Origin of the sequence: Fuerstiella sp., from assembly GCA_022447225.1 — a bacterium.
Lineage (GTDB): Bacteria > Planctomycetota > Planctomycetia > Planctomycetales > Planctomycetaceae > S139-18.
In genome coordinates this window covers 113,739-132,152 of sequence record JAKVAZ010000008.1, presented here as the reverse complement: position 1 = coordinate 132,152, position 18,414 = coordinate 113,739, and the positions used below count along the sequence as shown (strand labels likewise).

The 18,414-nt window shown below is 52.1% G+C and carries 13 protein-coding genes; 4 read left to right on the top strand and 9 right to left on the bottom strand.

Translation table 11 applies throughout. From position 1 onward, the window contains the following. The first annotated feature begins 27 nt into the window (after positions 1-27). The 3 genes from MK110_09835 to MK110_09825 all read left to right on the top strand — a co-directional run bounded on the left by MK110_09835 (position 28) and on the right by MK110_09825 (position 2,730). Positions 28-657: an NADPH-dependent F420 reductase gene (locus MK110_09835; protein ID MCH2211592.1), complete on the top strand. Its 630-nt coding sequence runs from the start codon at positions 28-30 to the stop codon at positions 655-657. A 21-nt stretch (positions 658-678) separates the two neighbouring features. Then, positions 679-2,379, top strand: a complete 1,701-nt coding sequence (locus MK110_09830) for a hypothetical protein (GenBank protein ID MCH2211591.1) — start codon at positions 679-681, stop codon at positions 2,377-2,379. Positions 2,380-2,502: 123 nt separating this feature from the next. After that, positions 2,503-2,730 carry a hypothetical protein gene (locus MK110_09825; GenBank protein MCH2211590.1) on the top strand — a complete coding sequence of 76 codons (228 nt, stop codon included), beginning with the start codon at positions 2,503-2,505 and terminating at the stop codon, positions 2,728-2,730. Positions 2,731-2,912: 182 nt separating this feature from the next. Here MK110_09825 and MK110_09820 read toward each other — a convergent pair whose 3' ends face one another. The 9 genes from MK110_09820 to MK110_09780 all read right to left on the bottom strand — a co-directional run bounded on the left by MK110_09820 (position 2,913) and on the right by MK110_09780 (position 12,284). Further along, positions 2,913-3,956: a glycoside hydrolase family 5 protein gene (locus MK110_09820; GenBank protein ID MCH2211589.1), complete on the bottom strand. Its 1,044-nt coding sequence runs from the start codon at positions 3,954-3,956 to the stop codon at positions 2,913-2,915. A 125-nt stretch (positions 3,957-4,081) separates the two neighbouring features. After that, entirely contained in the window at positions 4,082-5,059 is a 978-nt protein-coding gene (locus tag MK110_09815) for a hypothetical protein (protein ID MCH2211588.1), read from the bottom strand. After that, positions 5,056-6,705 (bottom strand): hypothetical protein, encoded by a 1,650-nt coding sequence (locus tag MK110_09810; protein ID MCH2211587.1) that lies wholly within the window; start codon positions 6,703-6,705, stop codon positions 5,056-5,058. Before MK110_09810 ends, MK110_09815 begins: the two co-directional genes overlap by 4 nt. Positions 6,706-6,842: 137 nt before the next feature. Next, positions 6,843-8,450, bottom strand: coding sequence for a general secretion pathway protein GspK (locus MK110_09805; GenBank protein MCH2211586.1), 1,608 nt, complete (start codon positions 8,448-8,450; stop codon positions 6,843-6,845). Positions 8,451-8,598: 148 nt separating this feature from the next. Then, the gene (locus MK110_09800) at positions 8,599-9,510 is read right to left on the bottom strand and encodes a prepilin-type N-terminal cleavage/methylation domain-containing protein (protein ID MCH2211585.1); all 912 of its coding nucleotides are present in this window, start codon (positions 9,508-9,510) and stop codon (positions 8,599-8,601) included. Then, positions 9,507-9,971, bottom strand: coding sequence for a hypothetical protein (locus MK110_09795; protein MCH2211584.1), 465 nt, complete (start codon positions 9,969-9,971; stop codon positions 9,507-9,509). Before MK110_09795 ends, MK110_09800 begins: the two co-directional genes overlap by 4 nt. Before the next feature lie 20 nt (positions 9,972-9,991). Then, on the bottom strand, positions 9,992-10,504 hold the full coding sequence (locus MK110_09790) for a prepilin-type N-terminal cleavage/methylation domain-containing protein (GenBank protein MCH2211583.1): 513 nt from the start codon (positions 10,502-10,504) through the stop codon (positions 9,992-9,994). A gap of 12 nt (positions 10,505-10,516) precedes the next feature. Continuing rightward, entirely contained in the window at positions 10,517-11,020 is a 504-nt protein-coding gene (gene gspG, locus MK110_09785; protein MCH2211582.1) for a type II secretion system major pseudopilin GspG, read from the bottom strand. Positions 11,021-11,087: 67 nt separating this feature from the next. Further along, on the bottom strand, positions 11,088-12,284 hold the full coding sequence (locus MK110_09780) for a type II secretion system F family protein (GenBank protein ID MCH2211581.1): 1,197 nt from the start codon (positions 12,282-12,284) through the stop codon (positions 11,088-11,090). 719 nt (positions 12,285-13,003) lie between these two features. On the opposite strand from MK110_09780, the gene MK110_09775 reads away from it, so the two are divergent. Beyond that, complete coding sequence (locus MK110_09775) at positions 13,004-18,244, top strand: glycosyltransferase (protein MCH2211580.1); 5,241 nt, start codon at positions 13,004-13,006, stop codon at positions 18,242-18,244. Positions 18,245-18,414 lie beyond the last annotated feature (170 nt).

Below are 18,414 nucleotides of genomic sequence, written 5' to 3'. Positions count from 1 at the left end.
GACCAGACAACAGGAGTGAACACAGCTATGAGAATCGGAATCCTGGGCGGGACAGGTCGCATGGGTCGTGGGCTGGCACACAGTTACGTTCATGCCGGGCATGAGGTCATTCTCGGATCTCGCTCACCGAACAGGGCCCAAAACGCTGCGAAAGAAATTGGACCCGGTGTGCGGGGCGCGTCGCTGCAGAAGGCTGCTCAGGAAGGAGAGATTGTCGTATTGGCGGTTGGGTTTTCTGATGCGGCGGCGACGGTGCTGGCCGTGGAAAACGTACTTGTCGGAAAAATTCTGATCGACATCACCAACCCGTTCGGTGCCGTGCCGCCAGGAACGACATCGGGGATCGAAAAGAACGGCCAGTCAGCACCGGCGGCCCGGTGGGTTGCTGCGTATAAGACGAATTTCTGGCAGACAATCGATCCGTCGGCTAACGTCGGTCAGGACAAGAGGGACGTGCTGGTTTGCAGTGACGATAACGAAGCAAAACGACGTGTGATGCAGCTCATCGATGAAACAGGATTGCGAGCCGTGGATTGTGGCGAGCTGATAAACGCACGGACTCTGGATTTGATGGTACCGCTGATGCTTGAGCTGGATCATCGCTATGGCAGTGACGCACTGTCATCGTGGAAATTCATCACGCCGGAAACGGGATAGACCTGGTACAGGAGAGGTTTCATGACACGGACTGACATTGTTGGATGTCTTTGCAGCTGCCTGACTGTTTTGACCGCAGCGATTGGCGACCCGATTGCTGCTGCTGAAGACGAATCAGAGTCTCGAACTGTACGTGTGGCAGCCATTTCGTTTGTACCGAAAAAATTCGATCTGGCAGGGAACGCCCGACGTCTGGAAGCAGCATTTCGTCAGGCCGGACAGGGAGGTGCACAGATTGCTGTGGCTCCCGAAGGCGTTCTGGAAGGTTATGTCGTCAACGAGATCATTGCCGGTGAAGTCGACGAACAGAGGATGAACGATGTTGCCGTTCCGCTCGATCATCCGGTCATCAAAAAATTTCGGGGTTTGGCCCGTGAGCTGAAGATGTGTCTTGTGTTTGGTTTGGCCGAACGCATTGAAGATGACGTCTTCAACTGCGCAGTGTTCATTGACCATTTCGGAGACATCAGTGGTAAGTACCACAAAATGCAGCTTGCCGAAGGCTACCACTCTTCGTGGTGGTTCAATCGTCTTGGTTCGCAAAGCCGCGCGTTTGATACACCGTTCGGACGTTGCGGACTGATGATCTGTAACGACCGCTGGAATCCGCAATTGGCAAGGATTCCGGTCCTTGACGGTGCGCAATTTCTGATCATTCCGTCAATGGGATCGCGATCAAAGGCTCAGGACGAAGCGGTCCTCAGTCGCGGACGGGAAAACGGTGTTCCCGTTGTGGAAGCCAACGTGGGAGTCACTCTGGTCGTGAACGACAATCAAATCACATCCGTCGATCGAAAGGAAGAGGTGATCACGTTTGGTGAAATTACGATTGCGTCAGCCGTCAGGCAAAGTCCTGATGACCGGGACCGGGTTGAACGGGAGTTTCTGTCATGGCGAAACCAGGAAATGCGGCGTCGGCTGCACCGGCAGCATCGGAGAAACCGGAGCAAGGCCGGAGTGAAATCCGACAATCCGTTCATCCGGTCTCAAACTCAGGTGATCGCCTTCGCAGGTGGACCCGGACCCGAGAATACGATTGCCGCGGTCAAACAGTCACTCAGGCTCGAGGTTCCCATACTGGAGTTCGACGTGCGACTCAGTCAAGACCGTGTCCCTGTCCTCATGCACGATGCAGATGTTTCCCGAACGACAGATGGAACCGGCAATATTGCGGACCTGAAATATGCAGAACTGCGACAGCTGGATGCGGGGTCAAAATATGTTGATCAGGCAACCGGTGTACCGCTGTTCGCGGGTGAACGTATTCCGGCGCTGGAAGAAGCACTGAGTACCATCGAAGACGCCGGAACGATATTACTGGATGTCAAAGTTCCGGAAGCGGTGCCACTGGTGGTGGAAATCATCAGTCAGGCGGAGGCACTCGAACGTGTGGTGTTTCGGGTCAACAGTGCTGAAGAGATTGAGCGTCTCAGGGAAATTGATCCAGGACTTCAATGCGTCCTGCGCACTTCGATTTCAAAACAGGAAACAGCGTCACTGCTCGATCGACTCAAACAACTTCGTGTTCTCGGCTGCACGCCCGAATCCTGGCAGGAACTGACGCCAACACTTGTCGGCCGATTTCACCACGCCGGCATTGCTTTATTAGTTGCCGGCGCCGATCAGCCGGACGACATTCGACAACTGATTGATGCGGGAGTTGACGGTCTGTTTACCGATGCCCCGGCAGAGCTTCAGGACATCATCCGTGATTCAGAATAACTTAATTGCGAGGAACAGCCGAGACCCAAAAGATTGTGTTTGCTTGCTGAGATCATAAATCGGGAGTACCGGTTGCCTGGACCGTGCGTCAACCTGACACTGAGGAGCAGACCGGACCGCGGGATGTTCTCAAACCGCCGTTTACCTGTGTGGGCGATGAGACGCAAGGGGCGTGGTTCTTTACCGTATCGTGGCGTGCGAGTGTACTATCAAACCGGCGGCACATGGAGCAAGAGAGCCGGTGCTGCGGCGGGCATCTCTCGTAAGCCAGCGAAGAACAGTCAGGGAAAAGAAGTACGAATCACAGGGGCGGCGGGTCTGTTTATGAGAGGCTTCCGGTGTCTGAGTTGACCGAGTCGGAAGCACGCACGTAAAAGAAACCTGCTCCTGGAAACTGTGTTGCAAATTCCGGCGGTTGTTTCGGAAGTCAGACAACACGTCGGTCATTATAAGAATCAAATGACATGTTGCATGTGTTGCAGCGTTCGGTGTTTAAAAGATCCCCGGACCGACACTCAGTCCAACTTCGGCAATTAGTTTGAATTCAGCATCAGCTTTTGCAGCAGCTCGTGTTTCCAGCTTCTGTTTTTCCGATCGTACACACCGAATCCGGAACAGAATTCCCAGTAGGCCCAGCTGAAGGAGTGCTTTTGGGCCTGTCGGGAAATAAGTTCTGTCCAGCGGACACGGTCGTGCATCGGTGCTTTGGAATAACTTCCGAACTCGCCGATGTAAACGGGGCGTTGATGTCGGCGCGACCACCTGGCAATATTTTCGAAGTCTTCCGCAATGTAAGCGGGTTCCTGTCTGCTGGCCGGAAAGCGGCGTCCCACCGGAGGGGGAGATGCCTCAAGCCACTCAGCACCCTGATGAGTAAATTCAAAGGGGTGATAATAGTGACAGGTTGCGATCAGCAACCGATCTTCGACTGGCAGCCTGAGTTGCGGGAGTTCGCGGTGCGAGTTCCACTCGCCGGGTCCCACAATCACACAGCGGGTCGGATGACGCTGGCGAATCTGTTGGAGAATTTGAGGGAACATCTGATTCCACTGTTGAGTGGTCAGCTTTCCATGCGGTTCGTTGAGCAGTTCGAAATAGAGTTGATTTGGATACCCAAAAAATTCGCGAGCGATGCACGTCCAAATGTTTTGCAGTGTCTTTGTCTGGCCTGCGGGATCTTCATGAATTTCATTAAAGTGATGGACGTTTAATACGACTCGCAAATCGTGAGCCAGGCATTGATCGACGACCTCACGAACTCGCCGCAGGAATGCAGGCCGGATGGATGTAGCCTGGGGGTCGACCAAATGGGCAGACCAGCGGATCGGGATACGGACATGATCAAAACCGACGTCACGAATCAGTGAAGGGAAAGAGTCGTCGAAACGCACTCCCCAGTCTCCTTCATTCGGAGCTTCCAGCATGTTACCCAGATTGATTCCTCGCCCGAGACGTCGAGCAGTCTGGAATACATCTTCGGTGTCCGCAGCCGTTATCGTGGTCATTTCTCCACGTGGGATGACGGGTACACACAGCACGATTCCGCCGGCCACGGCAACAATAAGTTTGCTGTTCATACTGATTCACCACCGGTGGCACAGAGGTTGGTCACAGATTCGTGTGTGGGGAGCGGGCATCAGAAACCAACTTGTGTTTCACAGAACTCAAGCCTGGTGACGGCCAGACATATTTCGCAGTACTGCTATTTGGGCAGCCAGAATTTCTGAGGGATTGTCTGCAGTGACTCAGATAAATGGAGCTCCTTAGTTCCACCTCGCATTTTCAGGAAAACGCTCTGATGTTTGACGAGCAGCATCTTGGCTTCGAAATTCTGCTCCTGGAATTTTTCTCCCTGTCTGACAACAATGCTTTTGCGATTTGTCGTGTCGTAGAAAACTGCGTGTCCCGAATGTTTTTCTTTCATCGTTCCGACCAGAATAAAGGCCGGGGCACGAGGCGGTGGCGGCGGGACGTTCTTTCGTGGTGGTGGATTGCGCTTTGCAGTTTTCGGTGGAGAGGCGGGCCTGCGGACAACGACCGGAGGACGAGACTCCGGCATCATCAGCTGTTCCAGCTGATGATGATATTTGTTGACGGGAAGGTTTCTCAGGGTGGTTTCGTAACTGCTGAGTAGTGATTCTTCGTTCGAGAACTCACTCACGATCGATTCCAGACGCAGCTGAAGTTTGAGCGGGTCTCCCTGCTGACGGGAAAGCGCCGACAATCTCGCAAACGCAATCGAAGTCACTTCCGGGATCGACTCCGTTAACTCCAGAAAGTGAAGGCAGGATTTGAGAGAGCCTTCGACGGAGAACTCGAAGGACAGCGTCAGCAGTTCGGATTCCGCAATACTTTCGATCGTGGGTTCTGTGAGGAATTGTGGTGAGTCAAGTCCTGCTTCTTCAGAAAGGTCACAGACTCGTTTTCTCAGGAGTAATCCCGCGTCGACCGGATCGGATGGAAGTGCATTTTGAAGTGATAATGTAATGTCAGCAATCCGACGTTCAGTTTTTGTCAGCTGCCTTCGAGTGCGTAACAGGAGTGACTGGGCGTCCAGAACTGACTGCGGTGTAACAGCCGGTCCGGTTTCCTGACCGACTGGTCTCAGTTCGCCCAGTCGTGTGCAGATAAATCCGGCGGCAATGATAATCACCAGTATTTTTTTTCTGTTGCTGTTCATGACCGCGGTACCTTTGTCTGGTCTGCCATTCCAAGTACCGGGGCTGCTTGAATATTGCTGTCGGTTTCCTTCGCATAGATATCCTGTTGTATCTGCGGTGATTTCTGCGGGTGCCACTGCAGATACATAGTGAACCGGACATCGTATTTTTCGTTTTCCCGCATTGATTCCAGCTGACAGTCTTCGAGCACGAGATTTGGTACGACCTTAATCTCTGTGTTAATGGCCAGGACGTTGTCCGCATTCCGTGCTGTTCCTGTCACGATCACGGTGCGGAATAGTTCCGGAGTCGGGGCGAGAGACCAGTCGATCTGCTCCACCCGAATGGACCGATCGGCTAAAAAAATACCGGTGATGTCTGACAGCAGATGGACACTGGAGGTGTTGGCATCATACCACTGCTGCCACTGTTCAGCCGTGTTGCCGGAGTTCATGATCCTGCTGAGATGCTCTTCCAGTTTTGTCTGCTCAGACTGGATGGCAGTGAGCTGATGGATGAGATAAGTGTTGTCTTCGGTATTGCGGAACGGACTCCAGCAGATGACCGCCAGACAAATCACCAGTCCGGTGACAGTAATCTTCTGCCGCGTTGTGAGAGGGCGCCGATATTTGTATTTGCCAATAAAGTTCAGTTCTTGGCCTGTTCTGCTGCGAATGCTGCAGCAGACATCGTGCAGCCATCGCTGTTCTGCTGCTGAAGATGAATGGGGAGTATCCTGTGAACCCGGTAATACCGGGATCGGGCATTCACTCGGCGCGAACAAATCTACGGTTCCGTGAAAATCTTCTTCCATCACCTGAAGAAGTTCATCCGAAAGTGCGGACTCACTGACCACGACAAAACCAACCTCAACGGAGGACGGACTGTATTTTCGTGTGGCCAGGACAGTTCGCCGGATTTCTCCGGCAACCAGCTGATCTTTATCTTTGTCCGGACTGTCGGCCGAAATAACGCGTGAGTGAGCCGCTATCAGACTGTTGCCGAGAAAAACAGAGATCCAGAATGTTTCGTTCTGAAACGAAAGTACGCATGTGACGGCTGACTTTGTCTTCAGGGTTTCAGCATGCAGGATGGTCGGGATTTCTGCTGCAAAAATACCGCGACATTTCAGCTTCAGTGTGTCCGAAAGTTCATGAATGTCTTCCAGCAATTCTCCCGACATCACGTGGGCACTGTACAACGCAGGTTCCACAGATTCCGCAGATACTTTGTGTACGATCATCTGGAGATCTGGAATGCCGTCACCGAATTTTTCGTCGGCAACCAGTTCCGCTGTTGCGTATTCTTCCGTGTCTGTAGATGCCGGCAGTACGAAAGCCGAGTGTCGTACCGATGCTTCCGGCAGGATCCAGACGGCGTTGCGTGTTTTGATTCCTGACCGTTTCAGTGCGGCGCGCATCTCTGCGGCGGAAGGCAGCTGGTCACCTTCTGACACATTCGACTGCTGTACAATGGTCCGGTGGCGACAGTTTAGATTTCTGCCTTTACCCGCAATTTCGTAAATCACACAGCAGTCGGAGCAGATTCTGATCAGCAGCAGAGGACCGCTGGGAACGGGACGAATCCAGCCGGATTCCACTGGCGGGACGGCAGCGGTCGGCTGCAGTCTGGCAAGCATCCTTAATCGTTCAGTTATCTGGCGCATGGTCGGATGATTTCCTTCGGCACAGGCTGAAACGACCTTTACAGAAGGGTATTACGGACCTGTTCTGGTTGAACCATGCCTCACAAAACGTCTCAGGTCATATGTTTTTGCAATGAATTCGCAAAAACATGGACTGTTCAGGGTAACATTGTACGGACATTGGCCGGGACCAGACGTGCTGAGTCTGCATAGAGGACTCTTGGTGGTTCACTTGCTGCGCTCAGGGACAACCGGCAGGTGAGAACCGGTCCGTTGCCGGAATCGGAGGCTGAAAAAATGTCGGCCGTCATGACATCTCCGCATCCCGTAATATACGGCCCCCATTTTCTGACTAAATCAATGTTGGCAACGTTTTCTGTCAGCAGCCATTCTGTAGTACGGCACTGAGCAGGCTGTATGTTGCGAACTCGCTGGTTCCGGGAAGACAACAGCTTTTTGATGTGAGTGTCTGTGATATCAGGCAGACTTCTCAGCAGTTCTTCAGGGGCTTCATTAATGTTCAGTCGTCCCCGTCTTGGTTGTTCTCCTGCAAGTGACAAAACTTCGGAAATTTTTACCACCAGTTCGGCGCCTGTTTTATTGTCACCCTGCCAGGGACTGCGAAGTACTTTATGTCTTCGGTTTCCGGTTGTTGGTATGACAAAGGTGCCAATCAGGTCATAAAAACTGTCCACGCTCCAGCGTGGTCCGCCGGAGGCATCGAAGCCGCCCAGTGTTTTTAGTTCAGGGTCGGACTGCTTTCTGTCATCAGAAGGATCTTGCATGCCCAGCTGCTCTTCGATACGTGTTCGAACATTCTGCACCTGCGACCGGGCAGAGCTTTGGGACTGTCTCTGTTTAATTCCAAACAACCGGACAGCGACAATGTATTGCGCTGCCTCTTTTCCCAGTTCTTCTTTGACGGACTCATAAACCATTTTCAAATCGTCTGAGTTCAGCGGGATACGCTGTGTGCGGGTCGCATCTTCTTCCGCAGCAAATACGGTCAGAAAATTGTTCCACGGCTGAATAGGCCGAGCCGTCTGCTGGTACGAAGACTGTGTTTTGCGCAGCTGGAGGGAACTGGCGGAGTCCGGTCCTGCCAGACTCCGCTCAGTCACCGGCGTTCCAAACAGCTGATCGAAGCTGACTTGGCGAACAGCCAGCAGTTCTTTTAGATCGCTGATTCCTGTGTTTGGCGGCAGACTTCGACTGTGCTGCGAAACATAGTAATTTCTCTCTGCACCGAACTGTCGGGGAGTGTGGTCACTGTCAATCCAGTCCAGAATGCTGTCAGCAGCCTGAATTGTCATTCCCGGGACATGCATCAAAAGTGTTCTGCCTGCCTGTGCTTCCAGTCCTGCAGCCCAGTTCACGTCCAGTTTTGCACTTTCATCGGTAAAGCCATTTACACGTATTTCGTTACTGTCGTCCGAGACGGGTCTGCAGGCAGACACTGTAACGGGGTCGTGGACAGTTCCGGTCCGGACCTGACAGGTCGATACGGCCTCGTTATCTGTCTGTCCGGGAAAAATCATTCCCTGACGCAGACGCAGGCACATCTGACTGACACCCGAATGCATGGCAACCCGCAGATCAATCTGCTGTCTGATCGCTATTGCAATCTTTAAACTGTTGTTGGCCCATGACGCCAGCTGGAACGCGGAAAACGCAACCACTGTCAGGAGAATCATTGCCGTGACCAGAATCACGCCCTGACGCTTCAGGCCGGCCCTGAGAGTTGAGCTGAAGTTTAGTTTACGCATGTTGACCGCCTGTCTGAATATTGCACAGGAAACGTTGTCACATTTTTACCGGCTGTATAGGTGTTGGGTTTGGTTTCAGTTTCGGTGCAGATGCGGAACGACTGTCTACAGTCATTTGAAATTAATAGGGAGACACGGTCTGTCGGTTTTAACGACTTCCGAAACCTGAAGACCGTTGTTGCTGTTGCCGGGTAGTGGCCGTTTCACAGTCAAAAAAAGTCCGCGGGCTGTAAACACTCACGCTCTCATATTCCTTTGGCGTATTTGGCCACATACGAACTGTGATCTCAACCGCAGAAGGCAGACGATCGCTGACGAGTGAATTGAACTCTGATACCCACATTCCTTCGGTCTGATATCGGAAATCTATGCTGATTGGAAAATCGCTCAGCATGATGACCTGTTCGCCGCGGATGTCTCCGGCTGATACCGGTGATTCGGCTGACATCGTGGCGAAACAATCAATTTGCTGCTCGGCGTGCAGCACAATGATTCCCGCTTTGCCCAGCAAACGGGTCAGTTGCTGTTTTGGACCACCGTAAAAGGTTCCCCGGGTGGCCACACCGTCACGAATCTGATCCGACAGAAACAGTTGTTTTTTTGTACCGATCAGGGCACAGATCACGGGTTGGCCGGTGTCAGGACCGTTCGTAACGTTTTGCTGGGATGTAAGTACGGTGTTTTGGCGAGGGTTACGGGTGTTTTCTGACAGACCGGCTGTTTCGTTGTCAGGCACAGACGGACTGTCCGAAGAAGCGGTGTCCAAACGGCTGAGGACTGTCTGCAGCCCAACACAGGAGAACGTGGTATTCATTCTGGTACGGAGGTGATCTGTGACGACTGATGTTGTTCTGAAGGCCAGAAGTTCATGATTACTGTCCCACGAGATCCTTCCAACATTCATCAGCATCTGATTGATGATCATAGCGAATACCGCAAGCAGACTCAGGCTGATCATCAACTCAACAAACGTAAACCCGGTTCGTTTGACTGCTGGTTTCTTCAGGTATTGTGAACGAGACAGGATTGAGTAGCTGCCCGGTTTCTGTGTTTTGTTCATTGATCTGACCTTCGCAGAAGGCCGTGCTGCCGTTCGTCACTGTTCCGTCGAGACTGTTCATCAAAAACGGCCAGTACGCGAGACATACTGACATCAGGCTGAGACCGATCGAAGAATGTGATCTCTACCTTCACAATGACGCCGCCACTCTGGTTGTCGTGTTCGACGGTTCTTGTCCAGTTGTAGGCAGGGTGCGCCGCATGAAGACCGTGGTTCGACTGAGGCAGACCCCCGTTGTCTGCCATGAAATCCGTACTGGCGACCTGATTGATCAGTTGCTCTGCAGCACGGGCGGCAACAACGTTGCGACGTGCGCGGCCAGCCGCTTCAATTGCACTGTCAACCAGCACACCCGCCGGGACGGCAACGGCCATCAGAACAGCGATCGCCATGACTGTTTCGGCCACCAGGGCGCCTCTGCGGCTGCGTTGAACTTTGCAGAAATGTCGGCGGCAGAACATAACTTACCACTTCAGTCAGTTTATTCTGTGGTCAGAGACGGAAGTCCGGATACGGGATCAATGTGAATCCCCTGATGTATGCCGGGGCCAATAATATTCAGGCCCAAACAGTCACTGTGCCCGTTGACATCAAAGATGATTTTGAAATACGGAGGTGAGTTGTCCTGACGATTCATGCGGCTCAGACTCAGCGAGTCCGGTAAAGATTTCCAGTTACGGTTTTCATCCAGGGGCTGTCCGGTCGGGGAAGATTGTGGTTTTTCATTAACGGTCACTGACCGATAGGAATTGAGTTCCGGCGAATATTCAAAGGCATGCGGTAATCCGGTCCACATGGCATCAGAAGAGGTTTGCAGCAGCGTTCCGGCAACAGATTCCGCAGTGTTGCGGATACTTCTGGCATTCATCCACTGGATCATCGCAGGGGTGGCAACACCGATGACTCCGGTCAGCAGAGTCAATACAACCATCAGTTCCAGAAAAGTAAACCCAGCGCGGGTTTGCTGCTGATGAGTGAGTGTGCGCTGTGTCACGATTCAGATCTTTCATGAATTACTTTGGCTGTAAGTGTCAGGAATGACCACATCATCGTCTGTACCTTCGCGGCCGTCGGGGCCGACAGAATAAAATGTAAACTGCCCCTCCTTTCGTCTCGACGCCCGGACCAGTAGTTTCTGTCCCCACGGATCAACCGGCTCAGCGGTGAGGTATGGACCGAACCATCGTGGGTCATTCGGTGGTTCTTCAACCAGTACGTCAAGTCCCGACTTGGAATCAGGCCACCGTCCCTGATGGTCAATCAGGTACATTTTTAGTGCCTGTTCCGCGGACTGGAGTGTCAGCATTGCGGTGTCCCGGTTGGCTTTGTTCTGTCGGCTGAGCAAATCCGGAACGATCACAGAAGCAATGGCACCAAGGATTGCCAGGACCAGCAGGATCTCAAGCAGGGTGAAGCCTCGAAGAGGCCGGCTGATTCCTGAAAGTTGACGGCCCCGGCGTGAGTTGTCTGTCAGGCAACACATGACAGCAGGTCGGTGTGATTTGTTCATGGTACGTTGTTCCTTCGCTTAGTTGACCCGTTGTTTATGATTCAACCGGCAGAATCAGCGTAACGAGTCACACGAGACTGGAAGCCCGAAGAATCGGCAGCACCACAGCAAATACCATCGCTGAAACGGTGAGTCCGATGCACACCAGCAGTACGGGTTCAACAAGCGTTAATGCGGACTTCACTATGTTGGAGATTCGTGTTTCATAAAGTGCCGACACATCACTCAGTGTTTCTGAAAGTCTGTTAGTTCGTTCACCTACGACCAGAAGTTCACTGAATTCGAGAGGAACCCAGGGGACATTACGGAACCGTGAACTCAAAGTTTCTCCCTCAGACACCCGACCGGCTGCATCTCGGACTAATTCTCTCAGCAGAATATTGTTAGTGGCGTTGACGCAGAGTTGCAGTGCCTTGTCTAAGGTAACTCCGTTTTTCAGGAGTGTCGAAATAAGTTGTGAAAACCGTGAAAGTGAAATAATCGCAATGAATTCACCGAGCTTCGGGATTTGCATCAGGAACCGGAGTCCCGCCAAACGGCACGCCGGTCTGCTCAGCATGGTCACCACCATAAAAAATAATGCCGCGAAACCCGTGACGAGTGACATCAGGTGAGCTTCGATGAATTCGTGTGTTGACATCATCACGGTCGTAATAACCGGAAGTTGATCTGCATCTTTCAGTGAAGCGAACATGGTTTCAAAACGAGGAATGAAGAACAGAAATAATGCAAGCAGCATGACGACGCCTGAGACCACCAGAAATGCCGGATAAAGCATTGCTCCGATCAGACGATTACGCATTTCAATTGACTTCTGCATGCTGGCCTCAAGTTGTTTCAAAGCGGCTGCGGTGAATCCTCCGGCCATACTGGCACGCAAAACAGCAACGGCCACGGGGGAGAAAACTTTGGGCTGGCGTGCAGCGGCGGTTGCCAGGTCAATACCATCATTGACGTCACGGTGCAGTGTGCGCATCACGTGCTGCAGACTTTCGTTTGTGGTGATGTCTGCTACCAGTTTTAGCGCCTGTGCCAGTGGAACTCCGGTATCCAGCAATTCACCAAGTCGGCCATACATCGAAGACACGGCTGACTGGCGAACGGATTTCGTTCCGGGATCGGACGTCACTGTCTCTTCGATAAGGGTGGGATGCAGTTCTTTTTTAAGGAGTTGACGGACAATAATCCTGCGAGAAACGCCTTCCATTGTTCCTTCATGCCTCTGTCCTGTGGCATCGAGAGCATTGAAAATGTAGGTTGTCATTGAACTGTGGCACCCGAAAGTGACGTTCGAAAACGGCCGGCATATGACGAACTCACGACGCAAAATGGATGCCACTTATCGGACTTCGCGGTGAAGTTATGGCGGGTGTGGGGTATTCGCAGTATTTGCCTGCGTAATACTGTCACGAAAACCTGCATGATTTTCTGTGAGACAGGTCCGTGAAGTGTGTCTGTGCTGACTACTGCAATGTTCTCCGGATTGCGTTACGTCAACGAATGTGTCGTTATGTCAACATGGTGTGACACACGGGTGTCACCCGGTACCGTCGAATCGTACGTTTTATTGAACACAATCTTTCAAACCTGTGAACTCGGGCGCGTGTCGGCCAGGCTGGTGTGTGGAGGGCCGCCTGACACGAACCTGCCTGGCCTCCACTGGGCAGCTTGTAGCGGTGGATCCGGTCATCCGGATGAATGACTGACCGGCAGGGTGTGAACGCCTGAAAATGTGAGAGTTGCAAAGTGCCATCCTGCACATGAACTAAGTTCCACTCGGATGTATTCCGGAGAACGGAAAACTGCATTCGTGCGGGCGAACCACGATTCGGGACCTTCAGGTCACTCGGTGCGGCCAGGAATGTTTTGGTATCTCAGTAGCCCCGGTGACAACTGTTTATGGTGAGCTGGACGCTCGAAATCTGCGGGCAACTCAAACGAGTTGGAAATCTATCCAAAGTAAGTCAGACACACCTGCACATCATGAGTGATTCCAAAACAAAGAGTATTTCTCTCCTGCTGAGCAGCGTAGCGAGCATCGTGTATCTCGTGTATCGACTGCTGTACACGATGAACATGGATGGCTATTACGCGGTCTGTGTTTCTGTTCTGTTACTCGTGGGGGAAGCACACGGCATCATGCTGATGCTGCTGTATTTTTATCAGATTCGCAACACGGAACCCGCACCTGCGCCAGCGGTTCTTTCCGGGAAGACTGTGGACGTCTTCCTTGCGACCTACAACGAAGATGTTCCGCTGCTTCGTGGCAGTATTCAGTCTTACCTGAAATTCGACTATCCGTGCAGGATTCATGTGCTGGATGACGGAAATCGAGAGGAAGTCCGTTTACTGGCCGAGTCGATGGGCGTGAATTACATCACGAGGGAAGACAATCTACACGCCAAGGCGGGGAACATTAATAATGCGCTGGAACAGACGGACGGCGAATTTGTCATCATTTTTGATGCCGATCATGTCGCCCGCAGCAACTTTATCAGTCGTACCGTCGGATACTTTGAAGATCCCCGTGTGGCCTATGTGCAGACGCCACATGCATTCTACAATTTCTTCAATTTCTCGAGCTTTTATGATCTGAAGAAACGCTATTACTGGGAAGAGGGCAATCTTTTTTACAAGTGCATTCAGCTTGGAAAACACAACGACAATGCCGTGGTTTTCTGCGGGAGTGCCGCGATGTTTCGACGGGAAGCGCTGGAAGATGTCGGGCGCATCGCAACTGAAACAATCACAGAAGACATGCACACCGGTCTGCGTCTTCACGCACGAGGCTGGAGATCCGTGTTTTGTGACGAACGACTGGTGGCCGGCCAGGCCGCGCCGGATGTAACAACCTTTCAGTCTCAGCGACTTCGCTGGGGTGAAGGCAACATGTCCATTGTCAAATGCGACAATCCACTCACAATGCCCGGGCTGACGCTGTCGCAACGTTTGCATTACCTTGGCAGTATGCTGGGATGGACGAGCGGAATTCCCCGGCTAATCATATACGCCACGCCGATTTTGATGATGCTGACGGGGATTAGCCCCATCGGTCACGTTACGGCGACGTATTTTATGCTGTTGGCGCTGCACCTGACGCTGGCCTGGACAGCTTTGTATGCCTCGGGCCGCGGGTGTTTTTCACTGATCGGAAATGAATTCAGCGGCATGGCCTGTTTTTGGGTGCAGATTCAGGCCACCTGGCGGGCAATCAAACGCAGGAATACTAACTTTGTTGTGACGAAAAAACGTGGCCGGCAGTCGAACAAAATACTGGGCGCGATTCTGCCACAGGTTATTCTGCTTTCGTTCAGCGTGCTTGCCCTGGTTGTGGGCCTGGGCCGATTGCTGATTGGAGTTCCGCAGTCTTTACATACATTTCTAATCGGGGGCGTCCTGACTGTTCTGCACGGCGGGGTTGCTGTGATGTACCTTCGGCGAGCGCTGTCCCCGGGTGAAAAAAGATTTTCAACGCGTCACGAAAACGCGCGGATGCCTGCTGAAATTATAGTGTGTACGGAAGACTCTGATACCACAGCAGGTGTTCTGGGTGTCTGCACAGACATCAACGAAAACGGGATGGGTGTACGATCGTACGAACCTGTTCCGGTGAACGCGAAAGTGGAAATTGACCTTCATCACGATGGAAGAGTGTCACACTTTCAGGGGACTGTCTGTCGCCGCAGGGATAAATCGATTCCTCATCGTCTGGCCCGGACCGAGTACGAGATCGGTATTCGTTTTGAAAAGCTTTCCGAACAGGACATCTGTGAATTATGGCAGGTTGGAGTCGGCAAAGTTGTTCACGACGTCTACGAACGTCTGAATCCTGAATCCAAATCGGGGTCAGCCAGCAGCGATGGCTCTTTACCACTTCCGATTTCCGTGATCAGTCAGGAAATGTCTCACACCGGAGACATCAGTGATACCAGATCCCTTGGAGTGTGTACTGTTGCGGACAAGTGGAAAATCACTGTAGACGAATCAGATGTGTCTGACGGCAGTGTTAAATTTGAAATCGATACTCCGCTGGGAGCTGTCGCAGGAAGCGGTCAAAGCAGAACATCGGGAGACCGACACACGATCACATTTGACAAATTTGAAGAACAGGGACGAAGTATACTTGCGGAAACCACGCAGAAAGACACCGTTGCTGTTCTGGTCGACAGAGCACAGAACAAAGCTCCGTTTCGGATAACAAAAAGGTTTGTACAGACCATTAGTGTCATTTGTATGACTGGTCTGCTCACCACGTTTGGAATGATCTATACGTTTCACCGGCCTCATATATCGCTGACGATGCTGGAGCAGGGACTGGTTTCACCGGACCAGACTGCAGACCAACTTCGTGAACTGACATCCCGGTTTCTCGATGGAGAGATGCGTGATGAGCTGATGGCCTCGCGGCTGGTGAATGTGCTCAACGCCAACGGCTGCGTGGCAGAGTCCATACAGGTTACCGAACGGCTTTGTGAACAGTTTCCGAATAACGACGGTTATTTTTTGCGTTATGCCGAAGGTCTCGGTCAGACACATTCTGCGGATGATCTCCTCAAGGTATGTCTGAATCGTGTGGAAATTCAGGCTGATCCGTCGACACCACTTCTGCTGGAAACGTTAAGAAGAGCTGTGGCGTGCGACAGGCTTGACGCGATTGCCCGCATACTGGAACGATTGAGCAGCGATCACAGACTGACCTCGACACAGCGCCTTGAATGCATTGGATATGCGATCAATTCTGATGTCGCTGACATTGCATCGGACATGATGACTGTTCCTGGATCTTTTTCGGCGGACAGACAGCTTGAGGCGAAAATTCTTCAGATTTATGCACTGGCAGCAGCTGACGGCTGGGCCGGTACACAGGATGCCTGCAATGAACTGATTGCCAGGTTTGCGGCACAGGATGGCGTGCTGTTATTTGCTGCAAACGGTCTTTACTGGGGTGGTCACTATTCCGATGCACTGACAGCTTATCGAAGACTAAATCCGCAGCGACTAACATCCCTGGAAACACTGCAGATGGCCGACTGTTGTCTGAAGTGTGAGGACCCGGAAACCTGTGTCGAACTTTGTCTGAGTGTGGATGAGTCAACACTCCTTCGTTCCAGTCTGCTTCTGGAGTCTTTGCATTTCGGTCAGAAACATGGCAGCACGACTCAGGAACACATTCGTAAACTGGTTAAGGACAGTTATCAGCCGTTTTCAGCCAACGAACGACTTCTTTGGGCTTTCGTAGATGAGTGGACGGAATCGGACCCAGGGTTCGTTCTTCGCGAGCTTGAGGCGGCTATTACACGATTTCCTGAAAATATGGATCTCATCCTTCAGACCGCGAATCTGTGTTATCAGGACGGGCGGTTTGAGAAAGCAATGGCGCTGCTGGACAAAGCAGATACCGTCGAAAACGGTACAGGTTGGTCGATCGCCGATCGCCAGATGCTGAAAATTCGATGTACTGCAGCGATGGTGGCGTCACCGGAGTTCAGCAAACTTTTTGATGAGCTTGTCGAACTCGACAGGCATTCCGTCGGTGTGGATTCTGAAGTTCGGCTGGAAGCGGCCGGTCTTGCTCTGCAGAAAGGCTATTCCGAACAGGCACTGCAGTTACTCATGGACACTCCCGCTGCAGATAAAACAGCGGATTATTATCGCCTTAAGTGTGGAATCCTGGCCAAATCTCTGAAGTGGGCGGAAGTTCAGGCTGAAGGCGCGGAAGCATGTCAGCTCTTTCCCAACGAATCTGAATTTCGGCGGCTGTCAGGTGTGGCGGCCATCTGTAACGGAATGTTCGAAGAAGGACTTGTTGATCTGCAATTGTCGGTCGAACTCGATACAGATTCCCGGAGAGCTTTGAAGACCCGATGCCTCGTTGCCCGAACACAGATCTGGAACAATGACTGGCGTCGCGGGTTGCGTGAGCTCAGTGTTGTTACCCGACTGGATCCTTCCACGACGACCAACGAAGATTGTCGGGCCATTCTGTTTGCTGTTTCACGACTCGATGATCTGACGTCGGATGAGCTTTGGCTTGGATCACAGAGTTACAACAGAATTGTTGATTCGAAGGAACCTTTGACAGCTGAGCTGGTGAATACCACGACCTCACTTCTGCTGCGGCGACAGGCTTACAGCACTGTACTGCAGTTGACGGATCTGTATCCGGAATTCAGGAAGGCGGACGTTTGGGTTGAGTTCAACTGCGGACTGGCACTGCACGGTCTGCAGAAATATCAGCAGGCAATTGACTGTTTTCAGACTGTGATTCTGAAGGTAGAAAATGAGCAGGCGGCTGTTGCTCGTGTTGCTCTCGCAAATTCAGAATACAAAGGCGTCAGGTTCGACGGAATTGCAGACGCTAACGAGAGAAAAACAACGTTGCTGGTTGATGCAAATCTGGCTGCGGCCAGAAGCAGTGTTGGAGCTCAGCGCCCTGATCTGGCTGTGATTTATTTTGAACGGGCAGCACGGCTTCGCCCGTTTGATACAGAAACGCTGTACGAGTATGCCGGTGTCCTGCTGCTCCACGGACAATTTGAAAAAGCGAGGGACATTCTTCCTGTTCGGACCTCGGATCTGTCACTGTCACACCGTCTGTTGCGGCTCCAGCTTCTGGTAACCGGTGATGATTTTGTGCGGACCAGTGAGGAACTGGATGAATTGTTGGTGAGATTTGATTCGCTGGAAATGCCGCCGACTGCTCTGTGGCGACTGGCGGAGATCAGTGCCGGGTTTAAGAGGCATGTGGAAGCGGCAGCTTTGTATCAGCAGTATCTGTCCGGTTCGGTTCCCAATCGACATGAAGCACAGGAACGTTATGTTCGCCAGATTGCACTGACAGGTGATACTGCAGGAGCCGTCGACTATTTTCGCCGTGAGCTTTCTGTTGATTCCTGTGAACTGGAGTCGCTGGTCTGTCTGACATCCTGTTTTTTGAACTCTGATTCAGCAAAGTCACAGGCGGACAATACAAGTTACCTGCAGCAGATCAGTCGGCGAATGGGAAGGGCTCCGCTGTCTCCGGAAAGATCACGTCTCAAAGAAAACGTGGTTTATTGCTACGTGCAGTCGGATGATGTTCAGAATGCTGTCGTGCTCCTGAAAGAACTGAACGTTGATCTGAGTGATACGCGTCGTGATCTTTTACTCCTGTATGCGGAACTGACGGCTCAGCTTGGCGATATCGAAGCCAGCAACCAGGCACTGCGGACTCTGAATAAATAGCAGTCTGTCGGGAAACAGATCGTGTGATTCGAACGAAGCGGTAACGGCGTACCGGAGGAAAATATCTGAATCTGGTCTTGGGTTCGCAGTCGGTTCCTGCGTCTGGTTTGGTGGAGTATCAGTGGGTCTTTTCGCGTATCTCACAACCGTGTTCGGCATAAAAGACAGGT